22 protein-coding genes are annotated in these 21,831 nt (G+C 46.2%); 16 read left to right on the top strand and 6 right to left on the bottom strand.

Going from position 1 to position 21,831, the window contains the following annotated elements; genetic code table 11:
• Nucleotides 1–120: 120 nt before the first annotated feature.
• Together cyoE and BLT91_RS20400 are read left to right on the top strand one after the other, a co-directional pair.
• Nucleotides 121–1,098 (top strand): heme o synthase, encoded by a 978-nt coding sequence (cyoE, locus tag BLT91_RS20405; RefSeq protein WP_254777040.1) that lies wholly within the window; start codon nucleotides 121–123, stop codon nucleotides 1,096–1,098.
• Nucleotides 1,099–1,113: 15 nt separating this feature from the next.
• Nucleotides 1,114–1,746, top strand: coding sequence for an SCO family protein (locus tag BLT91_RS20400; protein WP_090824308.1), 633 nt, complete (start codon nucleotides 1,114–1,116; stop codon nucleotides 1,744–1,746).
• Between the two features lie 21 nt (nucleotides 1,747–1,767).
• Here the strand turns inward: BLT91_RS20400 and BLT91_RS20395 are convergent, their stop codons facing one another.
• Both BLT91_RS20395 and BLT91_RS20390 read right to left on the bottom strand, forming a co-directional pair.
• A complete protein-coding gene (locus tag BLT91_RS20395) occupies nucleotides 1,768–2,121 on the bottom strand; it encodes a toprim domain-containing protein (protein WP_090824307.1) in 354 nt (117 codons plus the stop codon).
• A 167-nt stretch (nucleotides 2,122–2,288) separates the two neighbouring features.
• Nucleotides 2,289–3,455: an MFS transporter gene (locus tag BLT91_RS20390; RefSeq protein ID WP_090824305.1), complete on the bottom strand. Its 1,167-nt coding sequence runs from the start codon at nucleotides 3,453–3,455 to the stop codon at nucleotides 2,289–2,291.
• A gap of 111 nt (nucleotides 3,456–3,566) precedes the next feature.
• Here BLT91_RS20390 and BLT91_RS31780 point away from each other — a divergent pair, with 111 nt between their 5' ends.
• From BLT91_RS31780 to BLT91_RS20350, 9 genes are all read left to right on the top strand, one after another.
• Complete coding sequence (locus BLT91_RS31780; protein ID WP_175532427.1) at nucleotides 3,567–3,722, top strand: hypothetical protein; 156 nt, start codon at nucleotides 3,567–3,569, stop codon at nucleotides 3,720–3,722.
• 54 nt (nucleotides 3,723–3,776) lie between these two features.
• Nucleotides 3,777–4,211, top strand: a complete 435-nt coding sequence (locus BLT91_RS20385; RefSeq protein WP_090824303.1) for a hypothetical protein — start codon at nucleotides 3,777–3,779, stop codon at nucleotides 4,209–4,211.
• A 39-nt stretch (nucleotides 4,212–4,250) separates the two neighbouring features.
• Nucleotides 4,251–5,399 carry a transglutaminase domain-containing protein gene (locus tag BLT91_RS20380; RefSeq protein ID WP_090824301.1) on the top strand — a complete coding sequence of 383 codons (1,149 nt, stop codon included), beginning with the start codon at nucleotides 4,251–4,253 and terminating at the stop codon, nucleotides 5,397–5,399.
• A 185-nt stretch (nucleotides 5,400–5,584) separates the two neighbouring features.
• The gene (locus tag BLT91_RS20375; protein WP_090824299.1) at nucleotides 5,585–6,304 is read left to right on the top strand and encodes an HAD-IA family hydrolase; all 720 of its coding nucleotides are present in this window, start codon (nucleotides 5,585–5,587) and stop codon (nucleotides 6,302–6,304) included.
• A gap of 22 nt (nucleotides 6,305–6,326) precedes the next feature.
• Nucleotides 6,327–8,390, top strand: a complete 2,064-nt coding sequence (locus BLT91_RS20370) for a peptidoglycan D,D-transpeptidase FtsI family protein (RefSeq protein WP_090824297.1) — start codon at nucleotides 6,327–6,329, stop codon at nucleotides 8,388–8,390.
• Between the two features lie 403 nt (nucleotides 8,391–8,793).
• Nucleotides 8,794–10,668, top strand: coding sequence for an asparagine synthase (glutamine-hydrolyzing) (gene asnB, locus BLT91_RS20365; protein WP_090824295.1), 1,875 nt, complete (start codon nucleotides 8,794–8,796; stop codon nucleotides 10,666–10,668).
• Nucleotides 10,669–10,705: 37 nt separating this feature from the next.
• Nucleotides 10,706–11,446: a Cof-type HAD-IIB family hydrolase gene (locus tag BLT91_RS20360; protein ID WP_090824293.1), complete on the top strand. Its 741-nt coding sequence runs from the start codon at nucleotides 10,706–10,708 to the stop codon at nucleotides 11,444–11,446.
• Nucleotides 11,447–11,497: 51 nt separating this feature from the next.
• Nucleotides 11,498–11,977, top strand: a complete 480-nt coding sequence (locus BLT91_RS20355) for a DUF456 domain-containing protein (protein WP_090824291.1) — start codon at nucleotides 11,498–11,500, stop codon at nucleotides 11,975–11,977.
• A gap of 50 nt (nucleotides 11,978–12,027) precedes the next feature.
• Complete coding sequence (locus BLT91_RS20350) at nucleotides 12,028–13,719, top strand: putative polysaccharide biosynthesis protein (protein WP_090824289.1); 1,692 nt, start codon at nucleotides 12,028–12,030, stop codon at nucleotides 13,717–13,719.
• A 22-nt stretch (nucleotides 13,720–13,741) separates the two neighbouring features.
• Here BLT91_RS20350 and BLT91_RS20345 read toward each other — a convergent pair whose 3' ends face one another.
• From BLT91_RS20345 to BLT91_RS20335, 3 genes are all read right to left on the bottom strand, one after another.
• Nucleotides 13,742–15,013 (bottom strand): DUF2515 family protein, encoded by a 1,272-nt coding sequence (locus tag BLT91_RS20345; protein WP_175532426.1) that lies wholly within the window; start codon nucleotides 15,011–15,013, stop codon nucleotides 13,742–13,744.
• Nucleotides 15,014–15,188: 175 nt separating this feature from the next.
• On the bottom strand, nucleotides 15,189–15,386 hold the full coding sequence (locus tag BLT91_RS20340; RefSeq protein ID WP_090824286.1) for a type II toxin-antitoxin system antitoxin: 198 nt from the start codon (nucleotides 15,384–15,386) through the stop codon (nucleotides 15,189–15,191).
• 11 nt (nucleotides 15,387–15,397) lie between these two features.
• Nucleotides 15,398–16,237, bottom strand: coding sequence for an SPFH domain-containing protein (locus BLT91_RS20335; RefSeq protein ID WP_090824284.1), 840 nt, complete (start codon nucleotides 16,235–16,237; stop codon nucleotides 15,398–15,400).
• A 160-nt stretch (nucleotides 16,238–16,397) separates the two neighbouring features.
• Here BLT91_RS20335 and BLT91_RS20330 point away from each other — a divergent pair, with 160 nt between their 5' ends.
• The 5 genes from BLT91_RS20330 (at nucleotide 16,398) to BLT91_RS20310 (ending at nucleotide 21,476) form a co-directional block, all read left to right on the top strand.
• Complete coding sequence (locus tag BLT91_RS20330; protein WP_302847525.1) at nucleotides 16,398–16,751, top strand: thioredoxin family protein; 354 nt, start codon at nucleotides 16,398–16,400, stop codon at nucleotides 16,749–16,751.
• A gap of 246 nt (nucleotides 16,752–16,997) precedes the next feature.
• Complete coding sequence (locus BLT91_RS20325) at nucleotides 16,998–17,897, top strand: COX15/CtaA family protein (RefSeq protein WP_090824280.1); 900 nt, start codon at nucleotides 16,998–17,000, stop codon at nucleotides 17,895–17,897.
• 131 nt (nucleotides 17,898–18,028) lie between these two features.
• Nucleotides 18,029–19,792, top strand: a complete 1,764-nt coding sequence (locus tag BLT91_RS20320; RefSeq protein WP_090824278.1) for a UbiD family decarboxylase — start codon at nucleotides 18,029–18,031, stop codon at nucleotides 19,790–19,792.
• Between the two features lie 174 nt (nucleotides 19,793–19,966).
• The gene (locus BLT91_RS20315) at nucleotides 19,967–20,677 is read left to right on the top strand and encodes a Cthe_2314 family HEPN domain-containing protein (RefSeq protein WP_090824276.1); all 711 of its coding nucleotides are present in this window, start codon (nucleotides 19,967–19,969) and stop codon (nucleotides 20,675–20,677) included.
• A gap of 7 nt (nucleotides 20,678–20,684) precedes the next feature.
• Nucleotides 20,685–21,476, top strand: coding sequence for an SDR family oxidoreductase (locus BLT91_RS20310; protein WP_090824275.1), 792 nt, complete (start codon nucleotides 20,685–20,687; stop codon nucleotides 21,474–21,476).
• Between the two features lie 63 nt (nucleotides 21,477–21,539).
• On the opposite strand, the gene BLT91_RS20305 is transcribed toward BLT91_RS20310, so the two are convergent.
• On the bottom strand, nucleotides 21,540–21,785 hold the full coding sequence (locus BLT91_RS20305; RefSeq protein ID WP_029194781.1) for a NifU family protein: 246 nt from the start codon (nucleotides 21,783–21,785) through the stop codon (nucleotides 21,540–21,542).
• Nucleotides 21,786–21,831 lie beyond the last annotated feature (46 nt).

Here is a 21,831-nt window from a genome sequence, read left to right as displayed (position 1 = left end):
AGAATCGACAATATCATGACAACTGGCTGCACTTCATTGTCAAACGGTGTATGGGTTGGTATGATGAATGTGTTCATAATTCAATTAGTTCGGAAGTTCAACATAGAGGAGGGCAATTACGTGGAAAATCAAGCAAGCTACGAAAGCGTTTCGAACGGTTCGTCACAAGGGTCTGTTGGAACCGAATCCATAGATGCTAGCCATAAGCAATCATCGGCAGAGCCTGTGACTTTGAAAGATTTTTATCGCTTGGTGAAGCCAGGCATTATTTATTCCAATTTAATGACAGCTTTTGCGGGCTATTGGGTTGCAGCACGTTGGGATGTGAGTTGGACGCACCTTATTATGACAATGCTGGGCACAGCCCTAGTGATGGCAGGCGGAACGGTTCTTAACAATTACTTGGACCGTGAAATGGATGCGAAAATGGAGCGCACGCAGAACAGAGCTCTTCCAAGCGGGAGACTAAGTGCGAATGTCGTACTCTGGTACGGTATTATTTTAGGAACGATCGGCTTGGGTGTCTTATACTTTGGCGCGAATTCTCCTCTCGCTACATTAATCGGTTTGCTTGGACTGTTCTTATATGTATGGCTCTATACGGCGTGGTTCAAAAGAACATCGGTATGGAGTACATTCGTTGGTGCTTTCTCTGGTGCCACGCCTCCAGTTATTGGGTACTGCGCGGTAAGCGGAACGGTCGATTTAGGTGCGATTCTGATTTTTGCTTTCTTATTCCTGTGGCAGCCTCCGCATTTTTGGGCGCTTGGAATTCGCCGTATGGAAGAATATCGCGCTGCAGGTTTCCCGCTTTTACCTGTAGTCAAGGGTTCTTTTGTGACCAAGATTAGCATGGTGCGTTATGTTGTTTTACTTGTACCTGTAACTGTGATGTTAACGGCTTACGGCTATGTGGGTTATCTGTTTTTGATCGGATCCACGATCTTAGGATTGATTTGGATGTTTATGAGTGTCAAAGGTTTCAAGGCAACAGGTGAGGCTGAAGTGGTATGGGCTAAGCGCATGTTTCTTTTCTCTATTATGTATTTGACACTTTTATCAATCCTCATGGTTGTTGATACTGTGAAGATTAGTTAGAATTGAGGCGACGTGATGAGTACGTTTTTTGAAAAAAATTGGTTCAAGCTAGCGCTAGGCGCTATATTACTTGCCATGATTGCTTCATTTGCTTATAAATTGTGGGCGAACAGCAGTGAGCCTGACCAACGTTTAACGGCGATGAAACAAGCTCCTTCTTTTCAACTTCAGGACTTAGACGGTAAACCGGTTGCTTCTAAAGATACAGACGGCAAGGTTAGACTAGTGTATTTCTTCTACTCTTTCTGCCCGGATGTTTGTATGCCGACTACCTTCTTGCTTACACAAGTACAGGAATCTTTGAAGAAAAAAGATTTATTTGGTACGAAGGCAGAAATTATATCAATAACGGTTGATCCTAACCGAGATACGCCAGCGGTGCTCAAGGAGTTTGGAAACAAATTCGAATCCAAGCCAGATCCAAGAGGGTGGATGTTCCTCCGGGGTGAGGAAGCTAAGATTCACAAACTTGCGGAAGATTTCGGTATTATGGTGATTAAAGAGAAGGACGGGAATTTCTCGCATTCGAACGCAATTTTACTGGTTGACCCGAAAGGAAATCTCCGCAATTATTATGATGCAAGCAACCCAGAGCTCGATGTAGACCATATTGTCAAAGATGTCGTGACCCTATCTAAAGGGAAGTAAATCAAAATTTCATAGCATTAACTATTCATAAGCAGAATCTGGAGAAGGGTATATAATATACTCATCCAATCCTGCTTTTTCTAATTGCTGAATGATGTATTCCTCGGGGGTTCCTTCCACGCCAGCATATCCTTTACGCGTATAAATTTGCTCGGAGTCTGGGAACGTATCTCGCAGCAGGAAACGTATTTTTTTGCCGGAAGCGTCATTATCGGTAAATAAGAAAACTTGTCTTTGTCCTACTTTTTTTCTCAATTCTTCAAGAGTTAATGAGCTAGGGGTTCCAAAGGTGCAGAGGATCAAGACACTTTCATCAACCACGCGTCTTAAGCGGCTTTTGTCGTTTTTACCTTCTACAATGATAGCTATCGACATGGGATCTCCTCTATTCAGGTTTTTTTGTAGTATAACCCGTTTTCGTAAGTGATCCAAGGATTTCATTCGACGATTGGTCAAATTATGCGGTGTCATTTCCCGGGAAATGACATGTATTGACAGCACAAAGACGGCTTGATAGCTCAAGCCGTCCTAATATCGGGAAATTACGTCGTGACAGGTGATTTAAAGGTACGCAGAGGTAAGAGAGAAAGCGCCAGCATTAATACGAAGAATGCGATAAAGTAAGAAGATATGTGGTCGCGAAGCTGTCCGGCCATCATTGGACCGATAAAGGCGCCAATGGAGTAGGAGATTGAAAGCAGGGAAAAGACGCGGCCATATCGATTGCTGCTTGTTATACTGGCAAGGAGGGCAGCTAAGGCTGGATAAATGACTCCTTTCGCCATACCGATCAAGAAAAGAGAAACAGGTAGAGGGATGGGCCACTTGATCGCTAATCCAAAGAAAACAACCGCAAGGGATAAGCTTCCGCTAACCGTTCGGATAAACGGCGGCACCTTATTTAAGAACCAGAAGCTGATGCTTAACAAGGCGCCTAAACTGATTAAAGTAAAAAACACGCCGGACGTGAGGATGGATTCTCTAGCTGATTTCATAAGCGGAAGCTCAAAGAAAAGAATGCCTTGCGAGCAGGAGAGTGCCATCGGAATGAGAAAAAATAACCATGGAATGGAGAGCCCGGCCGGAAGGTCTGATTCATCATTCAACATGCCGTGACCATGATGATCTAGAGCCGGGGATTTGCTCAATGTTTGCCCCAATAGCTGCTTTTCTTTCACACCGAAGATGGCTAGTAGGCCGGTGATTATCAGAATCCAACCCAAGACGGAGAAGGCTGTAGTAAATCCGATTTTGGCAACTAAGATAGCGCCTGCGGCGGGGGAAACCACAGAGGCTAGGGTGTGGATGAGACCGTTGCCTGCCATCAGCTTGCTCTGATGGATGCGGTCTTTGGCAATACGCGCAAGTAAGGATAAGCAAGCAGGGGATAAGAAGGCGAGTACGAATCCGCTGAGCGATCGAATGTATAGCAAGTGCCAAGGATCTTTTACATTAGATTGAAAAAGCAAGATGATCCCTGCTACAATCAGGCTAAAGACGATGAATAGTTTACTGCCGTATTTGTCCACGCCATAGCCAGCGATTAGATTGCCGGGCAAGTGTGTAATAGAGTATACGCCCATAATTAACCCTATAAAAGAAGGAGCTGCTCCTAAGGATAAGGCGAAGGGCGACAAGATGGGGTACTGCGCGTGCAAATCGAAAAAAGCAACAAACATAAATAAGTACAACCAAATTGCTGTTCGCATGTTCTCACCACCTCGATTATTTAGTCTTGTCTCTTCTTAAGATGTACGCCGCTCGTCCCATGGATATGACCTTTCCATACAAAAGACACAATTCTGTTTAAGGAGGACTTGATGGACTCATATGTGATTGTTTTGCTCGCTGGTGGAGCTATTTTTCTGATTTTTCGGTTGAGACAGTCTTTTCGCAAGACAAGAGGCAGGGCCGATAAAACGGAGGATATAGAACGAAAGTTAGCCCAGTTAAGGAAAAAAAGAGATGAAGACTAAGGAGCCCTTGTAGTATGATAGGAAGGGACTTTTGGATAAATAGGAGGGGTTGGATTGGATCAGTGGATTTCATTTGCGCAGGATCGTTGGTACTTAATTGTGGCCGCTATTATTGTGCTTTTTATCGTAATTGGGATTGTGAAAACAGTGGTAAAATGGATTGTAGTTATCGCAATTGTGGGGGCTCTCATCGTTTATGGAGCTAGTTATAAGGATAAAATAAAGGATATTGGGGCAAGCGTGGTTTCACAAGTCGGAGATGAAGTGAAAGATAAGGCCCTTAGCACATTGACCTCTGAGGCCAAAGATGCCCAGTTCAAAGCGAATCCCGACGGTTCCTTTATTGTGACAACCAAGAGCTTGAAGGTAGAAGGCAAGGCAGGTTCGGACGAAGTCCAAGTAACCTTTCTTGGAAAATCGTTCAAGATGAACGCGAACGCAGCGGTTAATGCTTTCGTCGAGCAAGCAAAGAAGAATGCAAAGCTGTAAAAAGATATTAACTTTATTCAGAGAGGATGGTGAGAAATCATGACGGATATGACTTGGTTACAGGCATCTTCGATAAATCTAATATCCATCTTGATTGTTCTCACATTTGCAGGCTCTGTCGTTCAAGGGTTTTTCCGAGGAGGATCTGGATCAGCTAAACATCTCCTCTCCATGCTCGTGGAGGCGGCCATCGTCATTCTGTCCATGTTTATTGCGTGGAAGGGCGTTCAATTGGTCTCGCCATTGATGCAAACCTGGTTGAAAGGTCAGAATTTGCAAATTCCTTCGGTAGACATTGGCCTCCTTAAACAAACCTACTATACCGCCATGACGAGTATCCGTGATTTCCCCTTGCTGCGTTTTGGTGTATTGTTTTTACTCGGTTATATGATCATTAAGCAATTCCTGAATCTTTTGGTTGATCCTTTAATGGGGCCGTGGCTGGCTGAACGCAATCCCTATCGGGAGAGCAGCAACTCCTTCATCAGTTCAGTTTCTGGCGGAGCCATTGGTTCCGTTGCCGGATTCGCTAGAGCGCTCATTCTTATTGCTGTGCTGTTTATTTATGTGACGCTTTTCCCGCACTCTTTGGTCACACCTTATATTGAGTCGTCTCAGATGTATCAAAAAGGGGCTAAGGAGGTTATTTCACCTTTCACAGGTGATTTCATTGCAGACAAGGTGCCCGTGTTCACACGTGCTGTGGAACAGGAATTTACGAATATTCTACAGCGTAAGTATGAAGTTCTGGACGCAAAGATTCCCAATAATATCGCAGATGCGGCCAAAGAAGTAACGGTTAGCGGTAAAACGGATGAAGAGAAGGCCAAGCTGTTGTACAAATGGGTAGGCAGCCGTATCCAATATGATTGGAATAAAGTAAAGCTGTATGAAGAGAAGCGGATCTGGAAGGAACAGACACCAGAGGATACCTTCAACACCCGAGAAGGGGTTTGTATAGACTACTCCAGGTTATATGCCCAGATGGCCAGATCCATCGGCCTTGATGTGAAAGTTGTGACGGGTCTAGGCTATGACGGGCAGGGCAGCTACGGACCTCACGCTTGGAATGAGGTTTACTTGAAAGAGTCCGACCGCTGGGTGCCTTTAGATTCCACTTGGGTGGCAAGTGGTGGCAACTGGTTCAATCCGCCAAACTTCGATCAAACGCATGTCAAGGATGCCTAGATATGTTGTTATTATAAGATAAGCAGGCAGCCTTTCCTTTAGTGATCAAAGGGGAGGCTTCTTTCTGTTTATATGGTAGCTTTTCTAAGGGAATTGATGGATATATAACGGAGGTTTTTCTCATCGCTAATTAAATGTGGTAAACTAATAAGGTGCAATTTTTTAGTTAAGGTGAAGGAGTTTGTATGCGGAAACCAATTCAGGAATACCCGATGATTTACTTAGATGCAGGGGACACTTTACTGACGATTCCCGCAGCCCAAACGATATTGAAACAGTATTTACAACTGCGCTCTGTGAATCGAGATGAAGCGCATATTAGTGAACTTTTTACGGAAGCTTTTCGTCTTTTTTATTATGTTAATAAACAGGATGATTTCGTGGCTTGCAGTCCGGAGTCAGATCGTGAATTCTGGGTCAACTTATATAAATATGTGCTTCATAAACTGGGCATTCATGAGGAATGGACAGAGGAAGAGATATTCAAATGCTGCCATGAGCTATACGATATTTTCACGGCACCAGAGTATTATGAATTGTTTGAAGATGTGAAACCATTCTTAGACCAACTGCAGGCTCAAGGCTTTCGAATCGGGATAATTAGTAATTTTGCTCCTACCTTGAAAGCCATCTTAGAAGATAAGGGAATATTGCATTATTTCGATCCCGTTATCGTTTCGACAGAGGTCGGTCTAGAGAAGCCGGATCCGGCGATTTTCCAGCTTGCCTTGAATAGGGCTGGGTTAGAGGCGAAGGATGTTCTTTATATTGGCGATCATGAAACGAATGATATTTGGGCGCCGAATCAGGTCGGTATCGATGCCGTTCGAATTATCCGCTATTCCTATCATACAGGGGAAGGCATTCGTTCCCTGCTCGAACTGTTTCATGAACAAGCCACCTGAGTAAGAAAGGATCTGTGAAGTGATGAAGTCATCCATTATGGATGATCCGAAGAAAAAAGAAATTACCAAAAAGCGGCACTTTTCGTTTCGGATCAATATTTTTTTCTTTATAACGTTTTTATTATTTTCTGTCCTAATCGTGCGTCTGGCCATCTTACAATTCGTTCAAGCCAAAGATCTGAAAGCGGCAGAGAATACGAATACGAATCAGACCAACAAGATTGCTCCTATTCGCGGCAACATTTATGATTCAACAAAATCGCCTCTTGCCTATACCATCCCCGTGCAGTCCTTGTTTTTCCGGATCGAACCGTCACAGCAGGACAAAGATGAAGTCATACGCATGGCCTACAAACTAAAGAATGATGTGTTTGATAAATACGGCAAAAAGGATTCCAAGAAGCTGGATCCGGCTGAAATCGTACTCTCTATGGACCTTGGCTATGATATTAATAAAAATAAGGTGAAGGATCCCAGTTATTACTGGGTGCCTCGCAAAATTAAGACTGACTTGTCCAAAGAGGAAATCGCTTATTTGCTAGAACATCGTGATGAATTCAAATGGCTGGAAGTAACGGAAGAAAGCATCCGAACCTATGAAATGGACGATGATGGAACAACGACGATTGCTCCGCAATTAATTGGATATCTCAAAGGCTACTCGACGGAAAAAGCGAAGGATATGTATAAAGATAATGCGAACAGCAAGGAATATCTTGATACTGAAAATGTAGGCTTCGACGGTATCGAACGTATGTATCAAGATGATCTTCGAGGGAAGAACGGCTCCAAAATATACCCTGTTAATGCCGCGATGAAAATTATCGGCAGAGCTACAGTGACGAAACCGACTAAAGGTAACAATTTGTATCTCTCCATCAATAAGGATATTCAGAAAACCGCTGAGAAGGCGATTAAGGATCAGATTGACTTTCTGCATACACCATATGCCCGGAATGACGCTTTTATCAAATTTGGCGCCAATGCCCAGGCTGGTTATGCTGTCGCGATGGAGGTGGATACTGGCCGTGTCGTAACGATGGCAAATTTCCCAGACTACAATTCGAATGAATGGACGGGCGGGATTTCCCAGACAACATTAGATGAAATCGGATCATATATTGCCAATGGGTCGATCACAACAGCGTATCCGAAATACACGGATAAAGATCGTCCTAAACACCCGTCATCCATCGTGTTCATGGGATCAACGATCAAGCCATTGTCAGTGTTAATTGGTTTAACGGAGAATCTTTTCAATGCCAACGAAATCTACTATGATACTGGGAGTTTTTCTTTTGGTAAGGCGAACTCTACAAGTTCAATTTCAAATTCAGGGAAAACTGCATATGGAGCTTTAAACGCCTCTGGTGCTATTGAACATTCTTCTAACACGTATATGTCTGCTATGGTGGGTATTCCATTTTATAAAAAATACGGTGGGGAAGACCAGAATGTAACCGATAAATGGGCAGAATACTTAGCTAAATTCGGTATCGGTGTCAAAACAGGCAGTGGATTGCCGAATGAGAGTGTGGGTTCGAATGATTTTGTTAAAAATGCTAAAAAAGATAGTTATCAGTCCGCTATGGTATACGCTTCTTGGGGACAGAATGAGAAAACGACCACACTGCAGCTTGCTCAGTTTGCTGCTACACTAGCCAGCAGAGGTAAGAAAATGAAACCCTTGTTTGTAGATGAAATTCGAAGCTTTGAAGGTGAACTGGTCAAAAAAGTCGAGCCAGAAGTCATGGAAGATTCGACCTCCTTGTTTGCAAAGGGCGACTGGAACACAATTATTCATGGAATGAAAAGTGGAGCGGAAGGGATCGAGGATCTTCCCTATAATGTGGCGCGGAAAACAGGTACATCGACACAGGCCGTCTCAGGAGGTACGCTCGACAACGCTGTATTTGTGGCCTTCGCTCCCGTTGAGAATCCGAAGCTGGCGATAGCAGTCGTTGTGCCAGAAGGCGGGTTCGGGCGCTATGGGGCATCTCCGATAGCAGCTAAAATTTTTCAGGCTTACGATGCTGCGAACGATGGCATTCTAACGAAGCTAGGCGGCGGGAAGAGGCCTTGGTAAGATCTGCATAGGATGGAAAAAAAGAAGTTCGCCGCGCCCGCGGCAAGCTTCTTTTTTAATTTGAATAAGCGCGGTTCACCGCTCACTTATCGCAAGCTTTATACTAAGGGAGGAACGTTTCTTCATCCTTAAGCATATTCTAACTTAGGGGGAAGAACCTTTTTTACTTATAAAGTTGCACGAGGTAAACTTTTATGCACAGAGGAAAGGTGGTGGAAACGTATGAAAAAAAACCGGTTATCCGCTTCTTTAAAACGACTTTTGATTTCCATCATCTTTCTATAGTTCTTAGCTTATGACGTACTTTCATCGTATTTCCAGAATGGCGGACAGATATGGTATACTAATGTATCGGTAGTTCAAGAGAATGATTGATGAATGGTACGGAGGAGTGAGTTTCACCATGTGTGGTATTACAGGTGTGATGTATTTTGAAGATAGAGAACCAACTCTTGCTATGTTGCAGCAAATGACAGATGTTATTGTTCATCGGGGACCTAACGATTCCGGCTTTTGGACGGACAATCGGATTGGTCTTGGCTTTCGCCGCTTGTCCATTATTGACATCCAAGAAGGTCATCAGCCATTGGCAAATGAAGATGATTCCGTGTGGATTATTTTTAACGGGGAAATTTATAATTACAAATCTTTGCGCGGGATGCTGCAGGAACGTGGGCACCAATTCCGCACGCATAGCGATACGGAGGTTATTGTTCACCTCTATGAGGAGTATGGAGAGGAATGTGTCAAATACTTGCGCGGCATGTTTGGCTTCGTCATTTGGGACAAGAAAAAGAAGCAGCTGTTCGGAGCGAGAGACCACTTCGGCATTAAGCCGTTTTATTATCATGTTAATGACCGTCAGTTCTTGTTCGGCTCGGAAATTAAGAGCTTGCTTGCCGCGGATGGCATGAACCGGTTGATCCATACGGACAGCTTGTTGAACTATCTGACATTTCAATATGTTCCTGAGCCAAACACGATGTTCCATGGCATACATAAGCTTCCGCCTGCGCATTACGTGAAGGTTACCTTTGACGGCGAAATGTCCATACATAAGTATTGGGATCCGATGTTTGAACCGGAGGAGCGTCCATTTGACTATTATGTGGAGCAAATCCGTGAAACGTTGAAGGATTCCGTCAAGCACCACATGGTTAGTGATGTGGAACGCGGGTGTTTCTTATCGAGCGGGATCGACTCGACGGCAATTGCAACCCATATGCGGAATATCGAACCGATCCGCACGTTCTCCGTTGGCTTCGAAGGAGCCAACAATGAAACGCCGATTGCCGCCCAAACAGCTGCGGCACTAGGCACAGAGCATTACGATAAAATCATCACGCAGGATGATTTCTTTGGTACGATGCCGAAGGCGATCTGGCACCAGGACGAGCCTGTCGCCGATCCTTCGGCCATTGCCCTCTATCACGTGGCGCAGCTTGCGCGCGAGCACGTGACGGTTGTGCTGTCCGGCGAAGGCGCGGACGAGCTGTTCGGCGGCTACCGCATTTACCGCGAGCCGCAATCGCTGCGTCCGATCGACCAGCTGCCGCTTTCTCTGAAGCGAGTGCTGAACCGCTTCGCGCGGATGCTGCCAAGCAGTGTGAAAGGCCGCAACTATGTATTGCGCGGCACGACACCGCTAGAGGAGCGTTTCCTCGGCAATGCCAAAATCTTCAGCGAAGATATGAAAGCGGAAGTGCTGCGACTCGATTCCGAAATGCTGCGCGCCTATAAGAATCCAGTTCAAATTGCTGGAGATTATTATAACAAGACGAAGCATCTCGATCCGGTAAGCCGAATGCAGTATATCGACATGAATCTATGGATGCCTGGCGATATTCTCATGAAGGCTGACAAGATGACGATGGCGCATTCACTTGAGCTGCGTGTTCCTTTCCTGGATAAGGAACTGTTCGATGTGGCACGCCGCATTCCGGCGAAGTACCGTATCGCGAACGGTACTACGAAGTACATTTTCCGCAAAGCTATGGAAGGTATCATTCCGGATCCGATTCTGAATCGTCCGAAACTGGGCTTCCCGGTACCTCTGCGCGAATGGGTGAAAGGTTCTATGGGCAATGTGCTTCTGGAGCAAATTAAGTCCAGTGGGATTGAGGATTACATCAACATGGACGCTGTTGAACGAATGCTGCATAAGCATCGCAATGGTCAGGGCGACTATGCTCGCCGCATCTGGACTATCTATATTTTTGCCCTCTGGCATATGACTTTCATGGAAGAACTGCCTAAGAAAGTGCTCGCTGCTTACTAAGTCTGCTAATGACGTAGAGACAGGGGATGGGAGAAACGTGGGACCCTTTAAATTAATTGCCCTCGATATGGATGGTACGCTGCTGGACGAGGACAAGAAAATATCAGCTGAGAATCAAGAAGCGATTAGGCAAGCCACAAGGCAAGGTAAGATTGTTATCATGTCAACAGGGCGCGGTGCAATTAGCGCCATGCCTTACATCAAGGAATTGGGGCTTACCACGCCCCTTGTCGTGGTGAATGGGAGTGAAGTGTGGGAGTCGCCTGATAAATTACTAAAGCGAACCCTGCTTCCTACGGAAACGGTGCGCAATTTGCACGCGATAGCACTTGAGCAAGATAGTTGGTGGTGGGCTTATTCGGTGCAAGGCGTCTTCAATCGTGAGAGTGAAGACTTGGACTTTGACGGTCAGGAATGGTTAAAGTTCGGGTTTTTCACAGAAAATCTTGCGAAATTGCAGCGAATTCGGAACATCGTAGAGGGATGGGGAACACTTGAAATAACAAACTCTCATCCGACTAATCTTGAACTAAACCCATTAGGGATCACAAAGGCTAGAGGTGTGGAGGCTGTATGCCAGCTTCTAGGCATTCGGATGTCCGAAGTTATTGCGATGGGGGACAGTGAGAACGACATTTCGATGATTCGTGAAGCTGGTCTGGGTGTTGCCATGGGCAACGCACAGGATGAAGTGAAGCGTATTGCGGATATCACAACCGTTACCAACAATGAACATGCTGTGGCTAAAATAATTCAAACTTACATGCTGCAGACATAGAAGCCCAATACAAGGTACCGCATTCGTCAAGAATGGAGGGAGATGCTGAGAATGATAGCCTTAGGCTGGAGTTTAGTGATCCTATTATTTGTGATTGGCATGATTGGTGCTGTTTATCCTGTGCTTCCAGGTGTATTAGCGATTTACGGAGCTTTCTTCCTCTATGGTTGGTTGGTTAGCTTTGAGCCGTTCGGCTTCTGGTTCTGGCTCATACAGTCCCTCATTGTCGTCATCATCATGGTGGCAGATTACGCTGTAGGGGCTTTAGGGGTCAAGAAGTTTGGAGGCTCGAAGGCGGCTATCATCGGAAGCACAATTGGTCTCATCGTTGGGCCTTTTGTTATCCCTGTTTTCGGCTTAATCATTGGGCCATTTTTAGGCGCAGTAATTGGTGAAATCATCATCGGGACGACATGGAAAAAGGCGATTAGCGCCGGAGTCGGCTCTGTCCTCGGTTTCTTTGCAAGCAGTGCAGTGAAAATTGCGCTGCAGCTGGTGATGATTATCCTCTTTTTTATTTGGGTTTTCTGATTAAAGATGGCATGATTGAATGAATACTGGATCAGAGAGAAGGAACGGACTTGACGAAGGAAACGAAAGATTCTCTTGTAAAAGGGACGCTTATTCTCACCGTGGCCGCGCTTGTAGCGCGGTTTCTCGGCGTTTTTCAGCGTATTCCGCTGGTGCACCTGCTTCATGAGGAAGGAATGGGCAGCTATTCCATTGCTTTTAATCTATACTCGATCTTACTTGTTGTTGCAACAGCGGGTATCCCGAGTGCGCTAAGCAAAATGGTATCGGAAAAGTATGCGATCGGACGACCAGCCGAAGCAAAACGTATTTATCGTGCGGCGATCTGGTTTGCAATCGTAGCGGGAGTCATCATGACCGCACTGCTTTATGTCTTTGCTCCGATCTATGCTGAACAAATATCGCATGGTGGACCGGATGCTACACTAGCTACTCGCGCAATAGCGCCGGCTATGCTATTTTTCCCGCTCATTGCCATTATGCGCGGTTATTTCCAAGGCAGACAAAACATGATGCCGAACGGGATTTCGCAAGTAGTGGAACAAATATTCAGGCTTGTTACCTCAATTGGACTAGCATTTATTTTATTGAATATCAGCTTAGGTTGGGGTGTGGCTGGCGCATCTTTCGGTGGGGTCATTGGTGGAGTAGCGGCACTTGCCGTTATGCTTTACTATGCCATGAAGCTAAAACGTAGAGATGCTCTGTCGCTGAAAAGGAACGTTTCTCAAGCTGCGGCAGAAGAGACAGCAGCTGGAAGCGCCCAATCGACACAATTTCAAAAGCAAATATCTTACAGTGAGATCTATCGCAGTCTTCTAAAGTTGTCGATTCCAATTGTCATATTCTCGGTGACGGTTACCCTAGTTTATGCCATCGACACTTCTATCATTATCCCACTCTTAGAGGGTACAATCGGCCGGAGTGAAGCGCTTGGGCTGGTCGGTATTATAGGAGGACGTGCCCAATCCCTGGCGGGAATTCCGATTATTTTGGCCATCGCGCTAAGTCAATCAGTCGTTCCCATCATTTCATCAGCGTATTCCCGCAAAGATATGAAGCAAGTTAGCCATCAGACAACAAGGGTGCTTCAACTCTCGATTCTTTCTGGTTTACCTGCTGTGTTGGTTATCGCCATTGCTGCTCGTCCGTTAGACTTCTTCATGTTCGGACATGAGGATACCGCATTTGGCATGAGTCACGGACCTCATATGATATCACTGCTTACATTGGGCGCAATGTTTCAAATCGTTATGCAGACTTCAGGCGCTGTCCTGATGGGCATGGGCCGTATGAAGCCGCTGATGATACACGTTGCCGTTGGTATTGCGGTTAAGCTAGCAGGGAGCTTCCTTCTTGCGAAGTGGTTTGGCATCTACGGGATCATCGGCTCAACAGGCCTTTGCTTTATCGCAATGTCTTGGCTTAATTTGCGCTCGCTGCGAAAAGAAGTCGATTTCACGATTCTCGGACGGCGTTTCATCGGATTATTGCTTTCCATTGTTGTCATAGTCATCCTAGGTCTCGGGGGAGAATGGCTAACTCATACGTATGTGCAGCCAACTAGCTTCTACCGTTTAAATGAAGGAATCAATGCTGTACTTGTTTGTGGCTTCACGGCTGCTTTATATCCATTATTGCTGATGGTTACGCGTGTTGTTACGAAGGACGACGTGAAGAGCTTTCCTGCTCCGCTGCAGAAGCTGCTTACCAAAGCAAGTCGGATATTGAAACGATCTTAATCTTGAGAAAATCCGGTTATAGCTACAGCATCTCAGAAGCACGTATAGCGAGCTCAATCTTATTTAATCCAAAATAAACTTCATTGGTCATATCAAATGGAACGGGAACTGGAATCGCACGCATGTGCTGCAGCGGTTTCCTTAGATCGATGAACCAATCACCGGGTTGTACAAGCTCTAGCGGTTGGTCGGGCCATGCTTGAGCGAGTGGAGGACTGTACAGGGGAGCTGCACCAGGCTTCCATACACAACCATCTAGCCTCTCCTGATATTTTTTATCGGGGGAGGCTTTTCCTGTTGGCGTATAAAGGTGCGGCCAATAGTCAGCGCGCGACCCCGTGTGGGAGGTTGAAGCAGCAAAGCTTAATACGCCCTGATAAACCTCTGGAACACCAAACAAAATGGCATACAAACTTTTCCCGAATTCGATGCGTTCCGATAAATCAGCGAAATTCTCTAGAATGAGTCCAGCTAAATGCGAAGAAGGATCTTGATTAGAAGCAGATTGTAAGAGGGAGGAAAAAGGGAACCCGACTTGATTCAGCTGGAGCCATGCTTGGCTTTTGAAAAGCGGCGTATTTAAAACGGTTTGCTGGTAATAGGCATTCTGAACAACACGTTGTTCGATGAAATTCTGTTCGTTAATGATGAGCGAAATGGTAAGCACGGCGGATTCATTATGCATCCAGTAATCCTGCCAAACCGGCTGCATCCATGCGGATACGTTCAAAGCAGGAAGCAGATGAAACAAGCTTCGCTGCTGCTTTTTACTCTCGGCATAAAGAAGCAGCTGCGGATAAGCATCATGAAAAATCAAGCCGTTGGCTCGCTCCAGGAAATTAAAAAGGTGCACAGTCATCGTCTTGTTTAATAAATGAGGCAGCAGCTCCCCGCGCAGGTCTGTCATGCACCAACCGCCATTGCGAGAAACCATATGGGCAAGAAGTGCCCAGTGAAGCTCTGGATTTTCTTCGTATGCGGTCCAATACGCCCCAGTCCGTGTGACATTATTTCGATTTTCATGCCGAGTCTTATCTTTAATCCGGTTCAAGATGAGCTTTTCCTCAGAGGAGGCCATCTGACTGATTGCACCCGCTTGTGAAAACTCCAATTGTGACTTCCAGAGAGCTTCAAGTCGCCGAATGGATGTCTTTGAGACTGGAATGGGGTCATGGACAGCATCGGCCTTCTTCCTGATAGGATTAACAAAGTGCAATAAAGCGCTTGGGAGCAGCCTCATTTTAGCCCACATACCTCGATCCTTACATTTTCCCGATTTAGCCGTTTCTCCCACAATGTTATCCTCCATCCAGGCCCTGTAATCAACATGTCCCTATATTGTGAGCTAAAGTGCTTGCTGCTATGTGAGAGTTATAGAGAAAATCAGGACAAGTTTACCAATTTGAAAATAAGCCTTCAATTCCACTTTTAGAGTGGTTTTGGAGGCTTATTTTTGGGTCTGTCTAAAATTACTCTTCCGTTTTTACCGGAGCGGCTTTCGGTTGTTCGAGTCCTGGCTTTGTCACACGTCCCGTACGATGAAGAGCTTCGCGCAGCAAATATTCGATGTGGCTGTTAACGCTTCGGAACTCATCCTCCGCCCAACGTTCCAATGCCTCATAGAGCTTGGGATCGAGTCGGAGTGCGAAGTTTTTCTTAGGAGCCATAGCAGTTCCCGTTAATACAACGAACCGGTATTAATGACCGGGCTCGCTGAGCGGTCCGATACAATCGCAACAAGCAGATTGTTAATCATGGCCGCCTTCCTCTCTTCATCCAGGTGCAGACCTTCGGATTCCAACCGAGCGATGGCCATCTGCACCATACCGACAGCCCCGTCGACAATGATTTGGCGTGCGGACAAAATAGCAGAAGCTTGCTGGCGTTGAAGCATGGCACTGGCAATTTCAGTCGAGTAGGCAAGGTGAGTCAGACGAGACTCAATGACTTCAACACCCGCAACGGAAAGTCGTTCCTGCAGTTCAAGGCTAAGCTCAGCAGCAACTTCATCCGCATTCCCCCTGAGTGAGTACCCATCGCTTTCAAAGCGGTCATACGGATATTTACTGGCCACATGACGCAGCGCCGTTTCACTTTGAATTTCCACGAACTTCTCATAGCTGTCCACATCGAAAAGAGCCTTATACGTATCGACAACTTTGAACACAATGACAGCCGCAATCTCAATTGGATTTCCTTCGATATCGTTCACTTTCAGTTTTACACTGTTAAAATTGCGCACACGCAATGAAATTTTCTTTCTAGTTGAAAAAGGAACAATTAACCACAAGCCGCTCTTGCGAATCGTACCCATGTAGCTGCCAAAGAAGGTGATGACAGAAGCTTCATTCGGCTGCACTGCAGTGATGGTCGAAACAAAGACTAATCCGAGAACAAGGAGAATAACGCCTGGTACAAAATGCTCTTGCGTAAGGAGGTAGACGCCCACCCCGCCGCCTATAACAAATAACAATAATCCGAGAAATCCATTCATTGACCATGCGTTCGTTTCTTTCATGCCTGCAACACCCTTTCTTATTAAATATCGAATTGATATTTATATGATATCACTTTTTACTAAAAATGTAAATTAAAAAAAGCGCAAGATAGCTTCAACTTTTTTATCTTGACACGATTTTTTGGGCATGCTATAAGTTAATAAATTCCTAAGCAATGAGGTGCTCGCTATGATTAAAGTTTCCAATGAACCAGCTTTTCACGAACAAATCTCGCAGTCCACGTTGACCGTTGCCATATTCAAAGCAACTTGGTGCAATGACTGCCATTTTATTGAACCCTTCATGCCGGCTGTGGAGGAAGCCTATGCTGGTCGCATCACGTTCATTGAATTAGACCGCGATGAAGTACCTGATCTCTGTGAGCAGTTGAACATCCTTGGCATTCCGAGCTTTATTGCTTTCCGTGGAGGTCAAGAGCTCGTTCGTTTCGTAAGTAAACTGCGTAAAACTCGCGAAGAAATTGAACAGTTCCTAGACCGGGCTCTTGAGGTATCCAGCGCACTTGCGCCATAATCGCCAATATGAAAAAAACGGCTCCTTGGGGAGTCGTTTTTTCATATTGGCGATTGTCAACTAGCGCTCGACTCCGAAATAAACGGAATTAGCTGTATTTTTACATCATGCCGGTATTGTCGTGTGGTTTCGGAGCTTTGTAACAATTGCGAATGGATTTGCTATCTTTTTAAAGCTATAATTGAAAGCGAAACTCCTTTATTCGACATGATCAACAGAAGTAACGACATAAAAGTAGGTGCAATCATGCAAAAATTGATTCAAAGATTAGCGAATCTTTCGGCCATCGGCATGTTTCTTATTCTTGCAATGGGCGCCTTGGTTACGAAGGCTGACGCAGGCAGAGGCTGCGGAGATGAGTGGCCGCTGTGTAATGGGAAATTCGTTCCGGCGCATACGATATCATCGTTCATCGAGTACAGCCATCGCTTAGTTGTTGGGATTGTAACGTTAATCCTGATTGCTACATTCTTCCTAGTATTTCGTTATGTGAAACGTAAAGATGCGAAATTTTTCATCTCCGGTACGGTTTTGATGACGCTGATTCAAGCAGCGATGGGTGCTTTGGCCGTCGTATGGCCCCAATCCTCACTCGTTTTGGCACTCCATTTCGGACTATCGCTACTGGCATTTGCATTTGCTTTGCTGCTAGCACTTGTGTTTACTTCATGGGGGCAATTTCAAAGAGACACGGTCATTCGCAGCAGCTTTAAAGCCTTCGTATGGATTACGGCTGTTTACAGCTATGTCGTTGTTTATCTGGGGGCGTTTGTACGTCACACAGTGTCAACAGGTGGATGTTCAGGCTGGCCACTATGTAATGGGAAAGTAGTTCCTGAGCTCAGCGGGGCAACCGGTATCGTTTTTACCCACCGTGTAGCGGCATTGTTGTTGTTTATTTGTATTCTGTTTCTCTACCTGCAAGCCAAACGTTATTATCATGGCTCAGACAAGCTGCGTCTTGGCAGCAAATGGGCGCTAATTTTAGTGTCGCTTCAAGTAATTAGCGGTGCTGTTGTGACCTGGTCGATGGGCAATGAAGTCGCTTATTTATTTACCGGCATGCTGCATGCGATTATTGTCTCATGCATGTTTGGATTCTTATGTTATCTATGTGTACTAACGCTATATGACCGCAAAGCTTAATGCCTGACAGGCGAGCTCCTTGGAAGCATGGCAGGGCTGCTTATATGGAAGAGGAGGCCTTCTAAAGGAAGGCTATTTCCTTTTATTACGTTTACGCGCCTACTATCTCACAGTAAAAAGGTGGAACATACATGGTACCAACGAACTTACGAGCTTTTCTTGACATTTTACGCAGCGAAAAACAAGTGATCGAAATATCTGCTCCTGTAGACCCGAATTTGGAACTCGCCGAAATTCACCGCCGTGTCATCGACGAGCAAGGACCAGCCTTGTTGTTCACGAACGTCAAAGGCAGCTCGTTCCCTGTTGTCTCTAACTTATTTGGAACGACACGACGCGTCGATCTCGCGTTCGGTCCGAAACCGGAGCAATTCATGAAAGCGGTTATCAATGCGACGAATACGTTGATGCCGCCGACGCCCAAAGCACTATGGGGCGAAAGAGCCCTTATTCTCGACCTGCTGAAGGTTGGAACGAAGAAGGTGCAACCGAACCAAGCGCCGATCCTCGGCGGCTTGAAGCGTGAGAATCCGCTCGCAGGACTGCCTGTCCTGACGAGCTGGCAAGAAGACGGCGGCCCGTTCGTGACGCTGCCGCTCGTCTACACTGAGCATCCAGATGGCGGTCATCATAACCTAGGCATGTACCGCATGCAGGTTTATGATGACTTCACCACCGGGATGCATTGGCAAATACATAAGGGAGGCGGCTTCCACTATCATGAAGCCGAGAAGCGTAACCAAGCGCTGCCCGTCACCGTGTTCCTGGGCGGCCCGCCAGCGCTCATCGCCTCGGCGATCGCACCGGTGCCCGAGCACCTGCCCGAGCTAATGCTAGCTTCGCTCATCCTCGGGCAAAAGCTCCCCATGGTGGACAACCCCCATGGAGGGCACCGCCTCGTGGCCGAGGCGGAGTTCGCAATATGCGGCTCCGTACCGCCGCATCTGAGACGCCCTGAAGGGCCGTTCGGCGACCACTTCGGGTATTACTCGCTCATCCATGATTTCCCCGTGTTCAACGTGAATCATGTATGGCACCGCAAAGACGCGATCTATCCGGCGACGATCGTCGGCAAACCGCGCCAAGAAGATTACTTCCTTGGTGAATTCTTGCAAAGACTGCTCGAGCCCGCTTTTCCGATGGCGATGCCGGGGGTTAAAGATCTGTGGACGTATGCAGAGACCGGGTTCCACCCGCTCGCAGCTGCCGTCGTCCGCGAGAGTTACAGCCGTGAAGCGCTTGGCACGGCGTTCCGCATTCTGGGTGAGGGTCAACTGTCGCTCACCAAGTTCTTGATCGTCACGGACCAGCCGACGGTCTTGGCTAACTTCACGCAGCTGCTGGAGACGGTGCTGGAGCGTTTCGACCCAGGCCGCGATTTGTTCGTTTTCAATAAAACATCGCATGATACGCTTGATTATACAGGTGGCCAACTCAATCACGGAAGCAAAGCGGTACTGCTCGGCACAGGTGATCCTGTACGCGAGCTGCCAAGGACCTACTCCGCAGGTGAGCTGCCTGAGATCCAGGACATCGCCGTTTACTGCGGCGGCTGTCTGCTTGTCTCAGGCGCGTCTTACGCGGCGGAACCGGAACTGCCCCAGCGCTTGCTGGCAAATGCGGCAAGCCGTCTAACAGAGTGGCCGCTTGTCATCTTAGTGGATGACGCCAGCGGCATCGCACATGATCAAACGAAATTCCTGTGGACCGTCTTCACGCGCTTCAATCCGGCAAGTGATATGTATGCACAATCAAGTGTGAATCGTCATCACATTGCTTATGAGGTTCCTATCGTGATTGATGCTCGTATGAAACCGGGCTACCCAGATGAGCTGTTCCCGCGGCAAGATATCGTTGATCTTGTTGATAGCCGCTGGAAGGAATATTTCGCATGAGTCGGAGCGGGTTCGTTCCTTTAATCCACATGCGGGGTTAACGGGCTGCGCTTCGCAAGTATGATTCCGATCCTATGGGTCTATACTTACTTCTATTATCGTTCCCGTTCGCTTAAGATACAGATTGCCGGTCGGGATCTCTCTGCACTATTTTGCCAAGAAGGGGGTGTGCCCATGCTGCGAGTATTGTTCAACGAACCGAAACGAATAGATAGCGGACTTCTTCTAGACGCCGGTAATGCGGTGAGAACGTTTATTCAATTGTTGGAATCCAAGGAGCATAGCCACTTAACTTCAGAGTATCCCAAGTATCATAGGCAAGCGATCTGGAGCAAGGGGTTTATTGATGCTTTGGATGAGTTGGAACAAAGTAAATATTGCTGCGAACGTTATGCGGAACATATCAGTAAAGCCTTTTTAGAGGAAATGAACACACAAGAGATCGAAGCATATCATCGATTTGTTTACTTTTATAAAAATGCCTTCATTCGGCTGTTTTCGATATTGGACAAATTGGGCACGTTTATGAATGATCTATTTGAATTGAAAACGGAGATTCTTAAGTCACGTTTCTCGTACTTTACTGTACTGCGCCGGATGCATGAAAAGAAGATTCACGGTCCGCTGGAGATCCAACTTTACGACCTCAAAATGGATTATAAATCGCCGCTAGATCGACTGCGCAATCAACGAAATATGGAGATACATTATATTAATGCAGAAATGCTGGATGATCTTATGCAAAAAGTGCCGTTCCCTGGAGATCATATTCACGTTGAAAATATCAAAACGAATGTCGCTGATCTCCAGCAGGGATTTGATATGGTGTGCCGAACCTTAACAATAGCTTTCTCTTATATTACGGCAAGTATTGCAAAGGGGTAAGAGGACCATGGAATTAAGAGGCCGAACGGTCCTTATTACAGGCAGCGCCAAGGGGTTGGGCAAAATGACCGCCATAACCCTAGCTCAACGGGGTTGTCAGGTAGCTGTTAATTACGTAAATAGTGAAAAGGAAGCCGCGGAACTCGTCCTTCGCTTAGAGGATTTGGGAGTTCGGAGCGTGGCCGTCCAAGGTGATGTCGCTAAACGCGAGGACATTGTCCGTATGGTGGAGGAAACGGCATCCCAGCTCGGACCGATTGATATTCTTGTGAATAATGCCGGCCCTTTTTTCAGAGAGCGGCGCTTTTTCGCCGACTACGCCGTCGATGAGATTGAATATCTCATGCGCGGTAATTTGTTAGGTGTCATGGAGCTGGATCACATGGTTCTGCCTATGATGAGGGAAAGACGCTGGGGACGAATTATCCATTTTGGATTCGGAAAGGCAGCTGAAGCTAGAGGTTGGACGCATCGTGCTGTGTACGCGGCAGCCAAAGTTGGCTTAGTTTCCTTTACGAAGACATTGGCTGAAGAAGAAGCAAGCCATGGGATTACCGTCAATATGATATGCCCTGGTGATATTCGAGGTAAGAACAAAGAAAGGACGATGCAGGAAGCACGTCTGGAAGTGGATGGGGAAACGCCGGTGGGAAGACCGGGAACAGGTGAAGACGTTGCTAGAGTGATAGATTTCCTCTGCTTACCCGCATCTGATTTCATTACAGGGAACATAATGGATATTTCCGGAGGGTTGGATCCGATCCAGCCATTACCGGTGCTAAACCAGCGTAAAAACTAGTCCTTTTCATATACCAAAAAGAGCTTACCATAGTGGTAAGCTCTTTCTTATGATATAGTCGTATTAGAATACCTGTACGACTTCTGTTATTCCTTCTACTTCTTCTACCAATGCGCGTTCAATACCAGCTTTCAACGTAATCGTCGAACTCGGGCAGCTACCGCAAGCACCCATAAGTTTTAGCTTAACGACACCGTCTTCTACATCAACCAAATCTACGTCACCGCCATCGCGTTGTAGAAAAGGACGGAGTTTATCTAAAACCTCAAGGACTTCATCATAAATTACTTCTTTTGTTTTTTCAGTCATTTGATTCATCTCCTTTCTTTTATTATTATATTACAATAATGTTGAA

Origin of the sequence: Paenibacillus sp. yr247 (genome assembly GCF_900103825.1) — a bacterium.
Taxonomy (GTDB): domain Bacteria; phylum Bacillota; class Bacilli; order Paenibacillales; family NBRC-103111; genus Paenibacillus_E.
Note: the sequence above shows the minus strand (reverse complement) of the source record. Positions and strands in the feature narration are given on the sequence as shown.